General features: G+C 69.6%; 14 protein-coding genes. 6 read left to right on the top strand and 8 right to left on the bottom strand.

Annotation, left to right across the window (positions count from 1 at the left end):
- Position 1: 1 nt before the first annotated feature.
- Positions 2-3,907 (bottom strand): response regulator, encoded by a 3,906-nt coding sequence (locus VLK61_RS14065; RefSeq protein WP_325422210.1) that lies wholly within the window; start codon positions 3,905-3,907, stop codon positions 2-4.
- Positions 3,908-4,038: 131 nt separating this feature from the next.
- Between VLK61_RS14065 and VLK61_RS14060 the strand changes: the two genes are divergently transcribed.
- The 3 genes from VLK61_RS14060 (at position 4,039) to VLK61_RS14050 (ending at position 7,180) form a co-directional block, all read left to right on the top strand.
- Positions 4,039-5,142: a sensor histidine kinase gene (locus VLK61_RS14060; RefSeq protein WP_325422208.1), complete on the top strand. Its 1,104-nt coding sequence runs from the start codon at positions 4,039-4,041 to the stop codon at positions 5,140-5,142.
- Positions 5,130-5,840 carry a LytR/AlgR family response regulator transcription factor gene (locus VLK61_RS14055; RefSeq protein ID WP_325422206.1) on the top strand — a complete coding sequence of 237 codons (711 nt, stop codon included), beginning with the start codon at positions 5,130-5,132 and terminating at the stop codon, positions 5,838-5,840. Before VLK61_RS14060 ends, VLK61_RS14055 begins: the two co-directional genes overlap by 13 nt.
- Before the next feature lie 125 nt (positions 5,841-5,965).
- Positions 5,966-7,180, top strand: a complete 1,215-nt coding sequence (locus tag VLK61_RS14050; protein WP_325422204.1) for an acyltransferase family protein — start codon at positions 5,966-5,968, stop codon at positions 7,178-7,180.
- Here VLK61_RS14050 and VLK61_RS14045 read toward each other — a convergent pair whose 3' ends face one another.
- The 4 genes from VLK61_RS14045 to VLK61_RS14030 form a co-directional block, all read right to left on the bottom strand.
- The gene (locus tag VLK61_RS14045) at positions 7,181-8,737 is read right to left on the bottom strand and encodes a methyl-accepting chemotaxis protein (protein WP_325422202.1); all 1,557 of its coding nucleotides are present in this window, start codon (positions 8,735-8,737) and stop codon (positions 7,181-7,183) included.
- 86 nt (positions 8,738-8,823) lie between these two features.
- Positions 8,824-9,000: a PEP-CTERM sorting domain-containing protein gene (locus VLK61_RS14040; RefSeq protein WP_325422200.1), complete on the bottom strand. Its 177-nt coding sequence runs from the start codon at positions 8,998-9,000 to the stop codon at positions 8,824-8,826.
- Positions 9,000-10,004 carry a transporter gene (locus VLK61_RS14035; RefSeq protein ID WP_325422198.1) on the bottom strand — a complete coding sequence of 335 codons (1,005 nt, stop codon included), beginning with the start codon at positions 10,002-10,004 and terminating at the stop codon, positions 9,000-9,002. The genes VLK61_RS14040 and VLK61_RS14035 overlap by 1 nt, the downstream gene beginning before the upstream one ends.
- A gap of 94 nt (positions 10,005-10,098) precedes the next feature.
- Entirely contained in the window at positions 10,099-10,740 is a 642-nt protein-coding gene (locus tag VLK61_RS14030) for a hypothetical protein (protein WP_325422196.1), read from the bottom strand.
- Between the two features lie 338 nt (positions 10,741-11,078).
- Here VLK61_RS14030 and VLK61_RS14025 point away from each other — a divergent pair, with 338 nt between their 5' ends.
- Complete coding sequence (locus VLK61_RS14025; protein ID WP_325422194.1) at positions 11,079-11,399, top strand: hypothetical protein; 321 nt, start codon at positions 11,079-11,081, stop codon at positions 11,397-11,399.
- Positions 11,400-11,438: 39 nt separating this feature from the next.
- Here the strand turns inward: VLK61_RS14025 and VLK61_RS14020 are convergent, their stop codons facing one another.
- Entirely contained in the window at positions 11,439-13,025 is a 1,587-nt protein-coding gene (locus VLK61_RS14020) for an alkaline phosphatase D family protein (protein ID WP_325422192.1), read from the bottom strand.
- A gap of 122 nt (positions 13,026-13,147) precedes the next feature.
- Here VLK61_RS14020 and VLK61_RS14015 point away from each other — a divergent pair, with 122 nt between their 5' ends.
- A complete protein-coding gene (locus tag VLK61_RS14015; RefSeq protein ID WP_325422190.1) occupies positions 13,148-13,708 on the top strand; it encodes a DUF1003 domain-containing protein in 561 nt (186 codons plus the stop codon).
- A gap of 31 nt (positions 13,709-13,739) precedes the next feature.
- Here VLK61_RS14015 and VLK61_RS14010 read toward each other — a convergent pair whose 3' ends face one another.
- A complete protein-coding gene (locus VLK61_RS14010) occupies positions 13,740-14,552 on the bottom strand; it encodes a beta/gamma crystallin-related protein (RefSeq protein ID WP_325422188.1) in 813 nt (270 codons plus the stop codon).
- 220 nt (positions 14,553-14,772) lie between these two features.
- On the opposite strand from VLK61_RS14010, the gene VLK61_RS14005 reads away from it, so the two are divergent.
- Entirely contained in the window at positions 14,773-15,174 is a 402-nt protein-coding gene (locus tag VLK61_RS14005) for a response regulator transcription factor (protein ID WP_325422186.1), read from the top strand.
- A gap of 17 nt (positions 15,175-15,191) precedes the next feature.
- Here the strand turns inward: VLK61_RS14005 and VLK61_RS14000 are convergent, their stop codons facing one another.
- Positions 15,192-15,827 carry a response regulator transcription factor gene (locus VLK61_RS14000; RefSeq protein WP_325422184.1) on the bottom strand — a complete coding sequence of 212 codons (636 nt, stop codon included), beginning with the start codon at positions 15,825-15,827 and terminating at the stop codon, positions 15,192-15,194.
- Positions 15,828-15,891 lie beyond the last annotated feature (64 nt).

The raw sequence follows: 15,891 nt of genomic DNA, 5'->3' as shown, positions 1-15,891 counted from the left end.
CTCAGCGCTGCAGCTCCACTTCCAGCCGGCTCACCAGCGCCTGCAGGTCTTCGTGCAACTGGCGCGCCCGCGGCAGCAGCGCGACGACGTCTTCGCCATTGAACGCCGCCTGCTCGAAAGCCTGCAACCGCAGGTGCAGCGGCTGCGCGCCGATGGTGGCGCAGGCGCCGCGCAGCGAATGGCAGGCATTGCGCCAGCGCTCGCTGTCCTCGGCGGTCTCGGCGCTCAGCAGCGCCGGTTCACCGACGCGGTAGCGGTTGACGAAGCTGTGCAGCACCCGCACCAGGGTCAGCGGCTGGCCGCCGACGTTGCGCAGCGCGCGCGTGGCATCGAAGCCTTCGACACTGGCCAGCCGCTCTTGCAACGGCGGCACCGGCTGCAGCGGGGCGGCCGGCGGACGCGCCGGTTCGGCCCCCTCCACCGCCGGCCGTTCGCGCAGCGGTAGCCAGCGCAGCAGCGTGGCATACAGGCGCTCGGGGTCCACCGGCTTGGCCACATGGTCGTTCATGCCGGCGTCCAGGCAGGCCTGGCGGTCCTCGCCGAAGGCATTGGCCGTCATCGCGACGATGGGCGTGCCGCGGCCCGCCTTGTCGCGGATCATGCGGCACGCCGCCAGGCCGTCCATCACCGGCATCTGCAGGTCCATCAGGATCAGGTCGTAGGGGCGCGTCAGCGCCAGCGCCACGGTGCGGCCGCCATCGCCGGCGATTTCCACCACCAGGCCGACCGAGCGCAGCAGTTCCTCCGCCACTTCCTGGTTGATCGGGTTGTCCTCGGCCAGCAGCACGCGCTGGCCGGCATGCTGGCGGCGCAGTTGCGCCTCCACCTCGCCCGGCGCGGCCGGCTCCACGGTGGCCGTGACGCTGAGGCGGCGCAGCACGCGCACCAGCGCGTCGTGCAGCGCCGAGGCGGTGATGGGCTTGACCAGCACCGCGTCGTAGCGCGCGTCCTGTGCCTCGTGCCACATCGCCGTGTCGTCGAAGGCGGTGACCAGCACGCTGGGCGGCATGCCGTCACCCAGCAGCGCACGCAGCTGCCGCAGCGTGGCGATGCCGTCGGGCGGCGCCATGCGCCAGTCGATCAGCATCACGTCGTAGGGCCGACCGGCGGCGATCTCGGCCTGCACGCGCTGCAGCGCGGCCTGGCCGCCCGCCTGGGCGTCGACCTGCAGGCCCAGCATCTGCAGCTGCTCGGTCAGTGCATGCAAGGCCTCCGGCAGGTCGTCGACCAGCAGCGCGCGCAGCCCCTGCAACGGGATCGGCGCGGCGTCCTCGCCGGCCTCGCTGCCGCGGCCCAGCCAGGCGCTGAACCAGAATACGCTGCCGACGCCAGGCTGGCTGTCGACGCCGGCATCACCGCCCATGATAACGGCCAATCGGCGCGTCAAGGCCAGGCCCAGGCCGGTGCCGCCGTGGCGGCGTGACATCGAGCTGTCGGCCTGCTCGAAGGCATTGAACAGCTCGGCCTGGCGTTCGGGCGAAATGCCTTCGCCGGTGTCCTGCACCTCGAAGCGCACTTGCAGGCGCCGCGTATCCTGGGCGATCGCCTCGCAGCGCAGCCGCACCCAGCCGCGCTGCGTGAACTTCACCGCGTTGGTCAGCAGGTTGATCAGCGCCTGGGCCAGGCGCGTGGGGTCGCCGCGCAGGCGCTTCGGCAGGTGGTTGGTGTCCAGCACCAGCTCCAGGCCTTTTTCGCGCGCCCGCTCGCCGACCATCTCGAAGGCCCGCGACAACAGCTCGTCGAGCGAAAACTCCGTGTCTTCCAGCACCATCTTGCCGGCCTCGATCTTTGACAGGTCCAGGATCGCGTTGATGACTTCCAGCAGATGCTGCGCGGCGTTGTCGATCTTGTCCAGTCGTTCACGCTGCAGCGCGTCGCGGGTGTCACGCGCCATCAGGTGCGTCAGGCCGATGATGGCATTCATCGGCGTGCGGATCTCATGGCTCATGTTGGCCAGGAAAGCGCTCTTGGCCCGGTTGGCAGCCTCAGCCTCGTCGCGCGAGTGCTGCAGTTCGGCGTTCACGCGCTGGAGTTCGCGCGTGCGTTCGGCCACCCGCTCCTCCAGCCGGTGGCGGTGCTGCTGCAGCTCATCGTCGAGCCGCTTGCGCTGCGTGACGTCGGCGAACGAGGTCACCACCGCCACCAGCCGGCCGCTGTCGGGACTGTGCAGCGGCACCGCGCTGACCTCGAACCACAAGGCCTCGCCCGCCGGGCTGCGCGCCTGCATCAGCACGCCCAGCTGCGCCGGCGCGCCGCCCCGCACCCGGCCCGGCGGCGTTTCGTCCGGCGGCATCTCGCTGCCGTCCGCACGCAGCGGTGTCCAGCCCGGCGCCACCACCGAGCGGCCTTGCCAGTCGGTCTGTGGCACGCCGAGGATGCGTTCGGCCGCCGGGTTGCAGCTCAGCACCTGGCCTTGCGGGTCGCTGACGAGGATGCCTTCGTTCAGCACCGTCACCACCGTGCGGAAGTGCGCTTCGCTCTCGCGCAGCGCCCGCTCGGCGCGGCGCATCTCGGTCACATCGCGCGAAACGCCGAACAGGCCGATCAAGCGGCCCTCGCCATCGAACAGCGGGCCCTTGGCACACAGGTGGATGTGTTCGCCGTCGGCGCGGAGCATGGTTTCCTCGAAGATCTGCGGCGCCGTCGCAGCCAGCGCCACGCGGTCATGCCGCACGAAATGCTCGGCCACATCGGCGCCGAAGACTTCGGCGTCGGTGCGGCCCAGCACCTCGTCGCGCGTCTTGCCCACTTCTTCGCCGGCCGCGCGGTTGTAGAAGACATAGCGGCCTTGCAGGTCCTTGGCGAAGATCGCGTCGTCGGAGCTGTGGGCAATCGCCTCCAGCAGGCCCAGGGCGCGCAGCCGATCGCCCTGTTCAACCCGCTCGTGCTGGGAGCGGGCCAGCGCCTGGCGCTGCAGCCACAGGCGGCTGGCCAGCCACACGCCCAGCAGGGCCAGCAGCGCGGCCAGCAGGGTCCAGCGGGCGCCGCGCCAGGCGGGCTGATCCACCTCGGCCTGGTCGATCTTCGACACCAGCCACCAATCGGTGCCCTTCACCGGCTGCAGCGCGGCCAACACCGGCACGCCGCGGTAGTCGACGGCGGGCATGGCCTGTGTCGCGTCCACTTCCCGGCGCAGCAGGCGGCCCAGCGGCAGCAGCGTCGACGAGGCCGGCTGGCTGAATCGGCCCACGCCGTCCGGCCTGTGGCGCAACTCGCTGACGTTGACGATGCTGTCGCCGGCCCGCCGCCACAGCACCGATTCACCGCTGGCGCTGGACCCCGGCCAGCCGGCGAGCAGCGGGAACAGCGATCGCCGCGCATCGATGCGCACGACCAGCGCACCGGGAGCCGGTCCGCCGCTACCTTGCAGCGGTACCACGACATCCATGCGCAGCGGCATCGCCGCATCATCGCCGCTGCGGTAGACGCCGGTGTGCACCGGCACGCCCTGCGCGATGGCCTGGCGCACGCTGGCCTGCAGCTCGTCGGAGGTGCTGCCCGCCGCACCCGCATGTTCCTGCGCCAGCAGGTGACCGGCGGCATCGACCAGCAGCGCGCTGTCGCCATCGTTGGCCTGGCGGTAGGCCACGGCGCGCGCCAGCAGCCGCTCGCCGAGCACGGCATCCCGCTGCAGCTGCCAGCGCAGAAACTGCTCGGCCAGGCCCGCGCTGGTGGACAGGAAACCGGCCATCGTCATCCGGCGCGCGACCCAGGCCTCGACCTGCGTGGCCCGCAATTCGTTGAGCGACAGCACGCGCGCACGCGCCTGGGCATGCTGCCGCTGGAACTCCTGGCGGATGTTCCAAGCGGCCAGCAGCGCCACAAGCAGCAACACAGCCAGCATCGGCGGCCACGCGCGGCCACCACGCCCCGGCTGTTCCGGGTCACCCTTGGTGAGGCTTCTCATGAACCGACCCCCTGGAGGCTCGGCGCAGCATACAGCGACGCCGCTGACCCCATCGGCGTCGCCGTTCGCCCCAGACCGGCCGGCGCACGCGCCGCACGGCCGACATGACGGTGACAATCCCGGCGCACGCCATGCCAGTCCGCGAAGCCTCCCCTGCCCCCGGCGCCGCAGCGCCGGCGGCGTCACCGTCGGCCGGCTTTCTGCTGGCCTGGGCGCTGTTCTGGGGTCTGCAGCTGACGGTGGAACTGCAGGACGCCTGGCGCCACGGCGACCCTTCGGCGTGGCGGCCGCTGCTGTGGGTGGGTAGCTCGTTCGTGATGGCCAGCCTGATCGCCTGGCCGCAATGGCGTCGCGCCTGGCGCCTGGACGCCCAGCTGACACGGCCCTGGCGCTGGTTCTGGGCCACGCTGCGCACGCTGCCGCTGCTGGCGCCGGCCTTCGTGACCGGTGTCTATGCGCTGCGCCACGGCGTGTTTGCGCTGCTCGGCCAGACCTACCGGCATGAGACCTGGCCGGTGGTCTTCGGCTACGAGATGCTGAAGTTCGGCATGTTCTACCTGCTGTTCGTCGCGGTGGTCTTCGGCATCCGCTCGCATGCCGCGCTGAGCCAGGCCCGCATCGGGCTGGAGCAGGAGCGCCGGCTGGCACAACAGGCCCAGCTGCTGCAGCTGGCGCAGCAGATCGAGCCGCACTTCCTGTTCAACGCGCTGAACACCATTGCCTCGACGATCCACAGCAACCCCGACCTGGCCGACCACCTGCTGACCCGCCTGGCCGCGCTGCTGCGTGCGGCCACCGACTTGGCGCGCCAGCCCGAGACCACGTTGGACGAAGAGCTGCGCCTGCTCGACGCCTACGCGGCGATCATGTGCCAGCGCTTTGCCGACCGCGTGACGCTGCGCTTCGACATCGAGCCCGCCGCCCGCGCCTGCCGCGTGCCGACGCTGCTGCTGCAGCCGCTGCTGGAGAACGCCTTCCGCCATGGCGTGGAGCGGCGCCCCGGCCCCTGCCACATCCGCGTGAGCGCCTCGCGGCAGGGTGAACGCCTGCAGCTGGCAGTGGCCGACGATGCCGGCACGCTGCCCCCCTCTTGCGCCATGCCGGCCTGGGGCGTGGGCCTGTCGAACCTGCAACAACGCCTGCAGGCACGCCATGGCGATGCGGCCACGCTGACGCTCACGGCGCGCGACGGCGGTGGTGTACAAGCCCGCATCGAGCTGCCATGCGTGTGCTGATCGTCGACGACGAACCGCCGGCGCGCGAGCGCCTCGCGCGCTTGCTGGCCGCCTTTGCCGATGTGCAGCTGGTGGGCCAGGCACGCGATGGCGAGGAGGCACTGGCCCAGGTGGCCGCGCTGGCGCCCGACGCGCTGTTCCTCGATGTGCAGATGCCCGGCGCCAGCGGGCTGGACGTCGCCGCCTCGCTGCCTGAGCCGGCGCCGGCGGTGGTCTTTGTCACGGCTTTTGACCATTATGCGCTGCAGGCCTTCGACACCGCGGCGCTGGACTACCTGCTCAAACCGGTGGAGCCCGAACGGCTGGCCCGCGCCATCCAGCGCCTGCGCGAGCGGCAGGCTCCGGCGCCGAGCGAGCGCCACCCGCCGCCGGCGCAGCTGCTGATCCCCGACCGCGCGCGGGTGCATGTGCTGCCGGTGGCCGAGATCCTGTGGCTGGAAACAGCGGACAACTATGTCGTCGTGCACAGCGCCGAGCGTGCACCGCTGATGCGCCGCACGCTGGCCGGCCTGCTGGCCGACCTGGGCCCCGGCTTCGTGCGCACGCACCGCGGTGCCGCGGTGGCGCTGGCCCATGTGCAGCAGGTGCAGGCCTTGGGCAATGGCGACAGCCTGGTGCTGCTGCGCGGCGGCACGGCCGTGCCCTGCAGCCGCCGCCACCGCGCCGCGCTGATACAGCACCTGGGCCTGGCCGGCTAACGGCACAAGCGCGCGGCCTGAGCGGCCTCGGCCGCCCCGCGCTGCCCGCCGTTCGCCCCAAAGCGCTGGCCGGCCGCGCACCCTGTGCCTAGGCTGGGAACAGCCTCACTTCAGGTGCCCTCACCATGTCAGCCTCCTCCTCGCCCCGATCCCCTCGCACACCCAGCCTGACGGCCACCCGCCACCACGAACTGGACTGGCTGCGCATCATCGCCTTCGGCGTGCTGGTGATCTACCACACCGGCATGTACTACGTGAACTGGGACTTCCATGTCAAGAGCCCGCATGCCGGGACCGGCCTCGAACCGTTCATGCTGCTCACCGCGCCATGGCGCATGCACCTGCTGTTCCTGATCTCCGGTGCGGCCACCGCCTTCATGTGGCGGCGCGACAGCCCGCCCGCAGCAGCCCGGCTGCGCGAGCGCACCGGGCGCCTGCTGCTGCCGCTGCTGTTCGGCATGCTGGTGATCGTGCCACCGCAGTCCTACCTGGAAGTGGTGCAGCACGGCTACGGCGGCAGCTTCGTCGACTTTCTGCGCCTGTACTACAGCGCCTACCACGGCTTCTGCGATGGCAAGGGCCACTGCCTGCTGCTGCCGACCTGGAACCACCTGTGGTACCTGCCCTACCTGGCGTTCTACACGGCGCTGCTGTGGCTGCTGCTGCGCTGGCGGCCGCAGTTGCTGGTCCGGCTGGCCTCTGCCACGGCACCGCTGCTGCGCGGCGGCCTGCTACTGGCAGTGCCCGTGCTGTGGCTGCTGCTGACGCGCCTGGCGCTGCGCGACCACTTTCCGAGCACCCATGCGCTGCTGGACGACTGGTTCATGCATGCGCAGTACTTCAGCGTGTTCCTGTTCGGCGCCCTGCTGGCCCACACGCCGCACATGCTGCCGCGCCTGCAGGCCTGGCGCTGGCTGGCGTTGGTGCTGGCGCTGAGCGGCTGGGCCACGCTGATCAGCACGCCGGCCTCGCTGCGCGACGCCGGCGGCGTGCTGGCACTGCTGCGGCCGGCGGCGGTGAGCCTGATGCAGTGGACCGCCCTGGTCGCTTCGCTGGGCTTTGCCCACCGCCACCTGCGCTTCGACAACGCCTGGCGCCGTTACCTCAGCGAGGCGGTGTTCCCGGTCTACCTCCTGCACCAGACGCTGATCATCGTGCTGGCCCGGGCGGTCGCGCCCTGGGCGCTGCCGCCCGGCCTGGAAGCGGCCTTGCTGGTTGTCGCCACGCTGGCCCTGAGTCTGCTGAGTTATGAAGCCGTGCGCCGCGTGGGCTGGCTGCGGCCGCTGTTCGGGCTGAAGCGACAGGTTCCGCCTGGCGACGCGGCGATGGCCGGGGCGTGATCAGTCGATCCTGAACCTGGCGACAGCCTGCGTCAACCGCGCGGCCTGCTGGCTGAGGCTTTCCGCCGCGGCGGCGCTTTCTTCGACCAGCGCGGCGTTCTGCTGCGTCATGTGGTCCAGCTGGCTCACGGCGATGCCGATCTGCCCGATGCCGCTGCTCTGCTCGGTGCTGGAGCCGCTGATCTCGCCGATCAGCCCGCTGACGAGCTGCACCTGGGCGACGATGCCGCTCATCGTGCGCCCGGCCTCGCCGACGAGCCGTGAGCCCGTGTCCACGCGCTCGACGCTGCTGTTGATCAGGCCTTTGATCTCGCGTGCCGCCTGCGCGCTGCGCTGGGCCAGGCCGCGTACTTCGGATGCCACGACGGCAAAGCCGCGGCCATGCTCGCCGGCGCGCGCCGCTTCCACCGCGGCGTTGAGCGCCAGGATGTTGGTCTGGAAGGCGATGCCGTCGATCACGCCGATGATGTCCGAGATCCTGGTCGAGCTTTCGCTGATCTGGCCCATCGTCGTCACGACCTGGCCCACCACCTGGCCGCCCTCGGAAGCGACCGCGCAGGCTTCGCCGGCCAGCGTGCTGGCCCGGCGCGCGGTGTCGGCGTTGTGCTTCACGGTGGCGGTCATCTGCTCCATCGCGGCAGCCGTCTGTTGCAGGCTGCTGGCCTGTTCTTCGGTGCGCTGGCTCAGGTCGCTGTTGCCGGTGGCGATCTGCGACGAGCCGGTGGCGATGGAGTCCGAGGCCTGGCGGACCTGGCCGACGACACCGAGCAGGTGTTCGTTCATGCGTTTCAAGGCCGACAGCAGCTGGCCTGTTTCGTCCTGGCGGCTGGCGACGACGCAGGACCGGAGGTCGCCGGAGGCCACTTTTTCGGCCACCCGCACGGCGTCGCGAATGGGGCCGGTGATCGAACGCGTCAAGGCCCAGCAGCAGGCGATGGCCAGCAGCAGACCGGCCATCGTCAGGCTCGCTTGCATCGCGATCGTGCGCGAGCGCACGGCATCGATCTGCGGCATCGCCTTGGCCGCACGCTCGATGGCGCGGGCCGCCATGGCGTCGCTGGCCGACTCCATGCCATGGATGAAGTCCTTGACCTTGGCGAGGTCCGCATTGGCCTCCTGCGTCGACTTGATCTGGCCACCCTGCATCCGGGCCACGGTGGCCTCGAAACCGGCGCCATAGGCACCCAAGCTCGCCGCCATCTTGTCGAGCGCAGCGAGGTCGTCCGCGCTCAGCGGCAGCCGCCGTGTCTTGGTCAGGGTGTCGCCCAACTTGGTGCGAGCGCCCTGCCACTTCTTCAGATAGTTGCCAAGCTTCTCGGGCTCGGTCAGGTTGATCAGCGCATCCTTCTCGAAGCGCCGGGCCTGAAGAATCAGATTCTGGATGTCGCGGGCCTGCGTGGCCAGTTCGACGTCCTGCGTCAACACCCGGCTGGCGATGCCGTACAGGCCATTCAGGCCGAGCAGGCCCGAAGCGGCAACAGCCGCGGTCAGCACCAACACGCCGCCAAGCACGAAGGCAAGGCGCAGCCCGATGCGCATGTCCTGGAAAAACGTCATGAAACCTGCTTCGATGGCGTGTGTGCGGTAGCCGCCCACGGGTTGATGACGTCCGAGCACATGCGCTCGGACGTGTGTCGTGAACTCTAGATGCGAACGCGCGCACCGAAGGGTCGAATAGCGAAGGAAAGCGCCGGCAGTCTTGTGGCGCGGGTCAGCAGCGCCAGGCCGAGGAGCATCGTCGCCATCGTCGCCGGTTCGGGCACCGGCGACAGCATGAACAGCCGCGAGTGCGGTGCGGCCACGGCCGTCCGACCGGCCATCACTCGCGTCGCCGGAAGGCCAGCCAGCCGGCGGCCGCGGTGAACACCGCCACGAGCAGCACCACCGTGACGAAGCCGTACTTGTGCTCTGCGAACGGGATGCCTCCGACGTTCATGCCGAAGAAGCCGGTCGTGATGTTGATCGGCAACGCCAGCACGGTCACCATCGTCAGCGTGAACAGGCTGCGGTTGGTCTGCTCGCTGACCTGCGCGGCGATCTCTTCCTGCAGCAGCTTGATGCGCTCCTGCAGCGCCGCCAGATCGCGCAGCACCAACGAGAACTCCTCGGTGGCCTGTCTCAACTCGTCCAGGTCGTGGGTCGCGATCCACGGCGGCGGTTGGCGCAGCAAGCGAAACAAGGCCGCCGGTTCCGGCGCCAGCAGGCGCTGCAGCCGCACCAGCACGCGGCGCAGCTTGCCGAGCTCGGCGCGCTGGTGCTTCATCCTGCCGCGCAGCAGGCTGTCCTCGATGCTGTCGACCTTCAGCGTTGCTTCGCGCACGATGCGCACGAGCACGTCGCCCTGGTCGTTCATCAGGTGGTTCAACAGGTCAACCGTCGAGCTGAAACGCGCCCCCTGCTTCACCGCTTCGCGCAGCCGGTCGATCGAGCGCAGCGGGTGGACCCGCGCGCTCACCGCCGCGCGGCGGCTGACGCTCATCCACAGGGTCTCGATCTCGGACGGATCGAACGCGAACTCGTAGGCGACGTCGTTGACCACCGCGATCAGGTTGTCCTGGGCGTCCTCGATGCGCGTCGAGCGCGAACCTTCGCGCAGCGCCTCGAAGAATTCCGGCGCCAGCGCCAGGTTGGCCTGCATCCAGGATTGCGCCGAGGCGTGGGTCAGGTCGAAGTGCAGCCAGATGAAGGCCTCGTCACCATCGGGTGCCGAGGCCTGGAGCCAGTCGACCGCGTCGGCCAGGCCGATCGGCCGTCCGCCCTCGGTGGGCGTGAAGCGGAAGCCGCAGATCAGCCCGTTCTGCTGGGCGCCGTATGAAATGGTCATGGTGCTCCCTCCAATGCTTGAGTGTGAACGCTGCGCTCGGTGCAGCCCGCCGCGGTGCCGGAAGCGAGCACAGGCAGTCAGGCCGCGCCCGGTATCAGCGCTCGAGGACCCAGCTGAACCCCAGCGTCCACCCGGCGGGCGCGCCGCGCTGGAGGTCGCGCGCGCGGCTCAGGTCGATGCTGATCGTCGGCGTCGGGGCCCAGCGTGTGCCGGCGCGCCAGAAGTTGGCATCGCCCTCACGGAAACGCTCGACCACGAAGGACCATGCGTTCGGCGCCCACTCCAGTGCGAGGCCGGCACGGTGGCTGTCGCGCTGGCCGGGCCGGAAGTCGCAGCCGATGTTGGCGTGGGCCTGCAGCGTCTCGCTGACCTGCCAAGTGAGCGGCAGTACCAGCGCGGTACCCAGAAAGTTCGGTGCCCGGTCTTGCCGGGCCAGACCGACCACGACGCCGGCGCCCCAGCCCTCGGCAACGGCGTGCGCCCATTTGAGCTGAACACCGGCGAGCGTTGAATGGCCCGCACCATCGAGGTCCAGGCGGTCCAGGTTCAGGCCGACTTCAACAGCGCCCAGTCGGCAGGCCGGCCCGGCGTGCCACAGCGTTCGTGCACCGCCACGCTCGCGGTCGACCCAGGTTTCAAGCTGGCACTGGCGCGGTTCGAGCAGCGCGGCATCTTCCACCGCATGGTGCCCGCCGGCCGCTTGCGCGGGTGTGCCGCAGGCCAGGAGCGGGGCCAAGCGGCACAGTGCCCGGATGTGGCGGGGTGTCAGGGGTCGGACCATAGCGGGAGTCGGCGGCGGGTTGTTGGCTCTTGTTCTGTTCATCACGGCTCCTTCGGGCGTCCAGCGGCAGGCCTCCCGGCCATCATGCCGCAGGTCATCTGCGACGGTATGACGCACCTGTCGGTCTCAAAGCCCGTCAAAGCCCGGCTTCGCCGGATCGGCCACCGACGCGGCCACCCCTTCCCCCCAACTATCCGAGCGACGTGTCACGGCGATGAAAGTCCATGGCCCCGCGGGGAAATCCGCAGGCTTGCTGCTGCGCAGTCATCCGCCTTCGGCACACTGCGCGCCCGATGAACCTTTCCATTCTGAACCGTCGTTCACTGTTGCTGCTGCCCGCGGCGCTGGCCACCGCGCCGGCCTTCGCACAAGGCACCCGCACTGGCACGGCGTCCACCGCCGCCAACCCCCACCGCATGGTGCAACTGGTCGACGCGGCCGCCGACGAAGCGCCCACGGCAGCACGGCCGGCGCGCGAGGCCGTGCTGGTCGAGGTCCAGCGGCGTGCACCGATGGATCTGGGCGGCTTCCGGCTCGACTTCAGCAACGGCCGGCGCGGCCGCGGCTTCGTCACGCACACGCTGCTGCGTGCGGATGGCAGCTTGTTCGGCTGACACCAGGAGGCGGCCCCAGGCCGCTTCGGGAGGGTCAGGTCACGTGCGCTGCGGCGCGAGCGTCGTCTGCCACAGCGAGTTGCCGGTGAGGTCGCGCAAGTGCACCGTGAAGCCGCCGCTGCGTGCATCGATCTGCACCTCGCCGAAGAACTGCAGCCCGGCACTCGGAGGCAGGTTCACCTGGCCGGCCGGCGGCGCCTTGACGAACTTCAGCTCCGGACCGAAGGTGTTGTCCAGCGCATTCGGGCCGAAGCTGCCGGCATGCAGCGGGCCGCTGACGAACTCCCAGAACGGATCGAAGTCCTGGAACTGCGCGCGGTTCGGGTGGTAGTGGTGCGCTGCCGTGTAGTGCACGTCGGCCGTCAGCCACACGGTGTTGCGGATGCGCTGGCGCTTGATGAAGGACAGCAGCTGCGCGATCTCCAGCTCGCGGCCCAGCGCCGGGCCGTCACCATTGGCTGCCGCCTCGAAGCGGTCGCGGCCCTGCTCGTCCTTGCCGTCGCCGACCACCAAGCCCACCGGCATGTCGGCGGCAATCACCTTCCACAGCGCGCGGCTGCCTTTCAGCGCCTGCTGCAGCCAGGCCAGCTGCGTGGCGCCGAGGAAGGGCGTGTCGGCGTCGGCCGCGGCCTGGCGGTTGTGCGTGTTGCGGCCGCGGTAGCTGCGCATGTCGATGACGAACACATCGAGCAGCGGGCCCCAGCTGACCTGGCGGTAGACGCGCTCCTCCTCATCCTGCGCATGCCAGCGCATCGGCGCGTTCTCCAGGAAGGCCCGGGTGCCGCGCGCCACCAGCAGCGGCACGTTCTTCTCGGTGTAGCGCTTGTCGGCCGACAAGTCTTTCGAGCCTGACCAGTTGTTGACGATCTCGTGGTCGTCCCACTGCCACAGCTGCATCACCTCGGCGTTGAAGCGCTGGACATGGGCGTCGAGCATGTTGTAGCGGTAGGCGCCGCGGAACTCCTTCAGCGTCTCGGCGACCTTGCTCTTCTCCTCGGTGGTCTTGTTGCGCCAGATCACTTGGTCGCCGGCCTTCACCTCGGCCTCGATCGGGCCATCGGCATAGATCGTGTCGCCGCTGTGGATGAAGAAGTCGGGGTTGCGCTGGCGCATCGCCTCGTAGATCTTCATGCCGCCGAAGCTGTCGTCGATGCCCCAGCCCTGGCCTGCCGTGTCGCCGGACCAGACGAAACGCACATCGCGGCGCTGCGCCGGCGCAGTGCGGAAGTGGCCGGCCATCGGCTGCGATGCAGCGCCGCCGGCCAGGTCTTCCCACTGCACACGGTAGAAGATGTCCTGGCCCGGCGGCAGGCCGCTGAGCTCGATGCGCGCGCTGTGGTCGGTGGCTTCCAGCGCATGGGGGCCGCGCAAGCGCGTCGGGTTCGCGAAGGCTGCCGTCGTCGACCACTCCACCCACATGCGCGCCGGCCGGTCGCTGCGCGCCCAGACCAGTGCCCGGTCGGCCTGCACATCACCGCTTTGCACGCCGGACGGGAAACCGGGCCGTGCCGCATCCCGCGTGATGGCGGCCGGCGCCTGGGCCTGCGCGAGCACGGTGGACAAACCACCGAGCGAGGTGGCGGCACCGCCGATCAACAGCCGGCGACGGAGGAGCAGCAAGCCCATGGCAACTTCCTTCGATGTGTTCGGAAGCCGCCGATGCTGCGCACGGCCGATGACGAGCGCGTGTCAGCGCGCCGGCAGCGGCGAGAATGCGCGGGCGACATGGCAGTCGCCGGGAGTGTCAGATGCACCAGCGCGAGGACATTGCAAACAAACTGCTCGGCCAGCCTTATGAAGCCCTGGATCAGCGCGCGCAGAAGGTGGCGCAGCACATCGCGGGGCGGCGGCACATCGCGCGCAATCTGGCGGAAGATACGCAGGACAAGCCCACGGCTGGTCAGCGCGCGGCCGATGCAGTGGCTCGTTTCGGCGGCTCATGGACCTTCGTGGCGCTGTTCGCCGGCACGATGCTCGGCTGGGTCGGCCTCAACAGCCTCCTGCTGCTGAAGCAGGGCCAGACCTTCGACCCCTACCCGTACATCCTGCTGAATCTGTTCCTGTCGATGCTGGCGGCAATCCAGGCGCCGGTGATCCTGATGTCGCAGAACCGCCAGTCCGAGAAGGACCGGCTCAGTGCGGCGCATGACTACGAGGTCAACCTGAAGGCCGAACTCGAGATCATGCTGCTGCACGACAAGGTGGATTCACTGCGGCAGACGCAGTGGCAGGAACTGCTGCAGATGCAGCAGCGGCAACTGGATCTGCTGGCCGCGCTGATGGCGCAGCAACGCCCGGCAAGGGCCTGAGGCCAGGCCGGTGTGCCGGGCGCCTTCAAGCTCAGGCAGCGCGCGGCTCGCCGTCGCGGTTGACGGTGACGGTGGCCCCCGGCGGCGCCGTCAACTGCACGCGGTGCTCGATGCCGCGGAAGCTGTAGGTCACGTCATAGTATTCGGGCGCAGCGGCTGGCGCGGTCTCGCAGCGCTGCACGTCCCGCGTGACGACCTCGTTGCCGTTGCGATCGCGCGAGATGCGTGCGCCGATCGCCGCACCGGCGACGGCACCGCCGACAGTGGCCACGTCACGGCCGCTGCCACCCCCCACCTGGTGACCCAGGATGCCGCCGATCACCGCACCGGCGATGCCGCCCGGCACGTTGGAGTGGCGTTCCTGCACGACCTGCTCACGTTCGACCCAGCAGCGGCGATCCGGCTGCGACACAACGGCCCGCACCGAGGTCACGGGCGCTTCGAAGAGACGCTCGTTGCGCCGGCGGCGGTAGTCGCGGTCGACCACGGGCGCCGGCGCATAGCGGCTGTCTTCGACGCGCAAGTCACGCGGCACCGCGCGCACCGAGGACACGCGATCGTTCAGACCCATCGCACCCAAGGAGCCATAGCTGCCAGGACGCAGCACGACGCAGCGGCCCTGGAAGCCGGCGTCGTCACAGACTTCCCAGCGGTTGTTGCTGACGACGACCGACGAGGCGCGGTCGTTGAAGCCGAAGCGCTCGAAGTTCGGCACCCGGCGCTCCGTCGTGAACGAGCGACCCTGAAAGCCGTCATGCTCGTAAAACGTCACCTGGGCCATGGCCTGGGAGGCCATCGCCGCGCCGGCCACCAGCGTCAAGGCGATCTTGTGTGCTCTGTTCATGGACTACTCCTGTCAACACCGCCTTACGCTCAGGGCCCGAGGTGAAGCCTCTCTGCGCAGGGGATGGCCACAGTATGGAAACCGCGACGCAGCACGACCAGCGGACTGCGGCGCCAACGCTTGTAGGAATCGTCTGGCAGCGTGGCGCTGCGCCCGCCGATGGTGCGCCAGTGCGCACTGGCGCACACTCGCGCCGAGTTCTCCTGAAAGCGCTGCCGCCATGCTCCGGCTCAAGACCTATCTGGTTGAAGACAGCCCCGTCATCCGTGAAAGCTTGATCGCCACGCTGGAAGAGTTGGGGCCGGTGGACGTCGTCGGCACGGCTGAGGATGAGTCCACCGCGGTGCAGTGGCTGGCGAAACCCGATCACCCGGTGGACCTGGTGATCGTCGACATCTTCTTGAAGCATGGCTCGGGCCTGGGTGTGCTGCGCGCCGCCCATGGCCCGCTGTACCACCATGCGCTGGTGGTGCTGAGCAACTACGCCACCGAGGAGATGCGCCGCAAATGCCTGGAACTGGGCGCCGACCGGGTGTTCGACAAGTCCAACGACATCGATGCGCTGATCCACTACTGCGGCCGCCTCGCGGCGGGCGAGACCAGTCCCGGTGCGCTGGTGTGAACACCCCGCCCCGGGCGCTACTGGATCAAGCCGTTCTTCAGCGCGTAGTAGGTCAGGTCGCTGTTCGAGGCCAGGCCCATCTTGTCCATCACGCGCGTGCGGTAGGTACTGACCGTCTTCACGCTCAACGACATGCTGTCGGCCATGTGGCCGATGGTTTCGCCCTTGGCCAGGCGCAGGAAGACTTGCAGTTCGCGCTCGGACAGCTGCTCGTGCAGCGGCTTGTCCGCCTGCCCGCCGCCCAGGCCCTCGGCCAGGCGCTCGGCGACGCCAGCCGTGATGTACTTGCGCCCGCGGTAGACGGTGCGGATGGCCTTGACGATCTCTTCCGGATCGCAGTCCTTGTTGAGGTAGCCGCTGGCGCCCTGGCGCAGCAGCGTCACCGCGTAATGCGCCTCGGGGAAGCCGCTGAGGATCAACACCGGCAGGTCGGGCGCGCGGGCCTTGATGGCGGCCAGCGCATCGACGCCGCTCTGGTCGGGCATCGAGATGTCCATGACGATCACGTCGACTTCGCCGCCGCGCACAATGTCCAGTGCGTCACGGCCATTGGCGGCCTCGGCCACCACCGAAAAATCCATCTGCTCGGCAAAGAATTGCCGCAGTCCGGCGCGCACGATGGCATGGTCGTCAACGATGGCAATTCGGATCATGATGGGTACCTGGCCATTGGGCGAATGGTCCCACGTTTCGCCTCCACCAGCGCAGAAGGATGCA

Source organism: Aquabacterium sp. (genome assembly GCF_035476535.1).
Classification (GTDB): domain Bacteria; phylum Pseudomonadota; class Gammaproteobacteria; order Burkholderiales; family Burkholderiaceae_C; genus Pseudaquabacterium.
The sequence above is the reverse complement of the archived record's forward strand: the minus strand, read 5'-3'. Positions and strand labels throughout refer to the sequence as shown.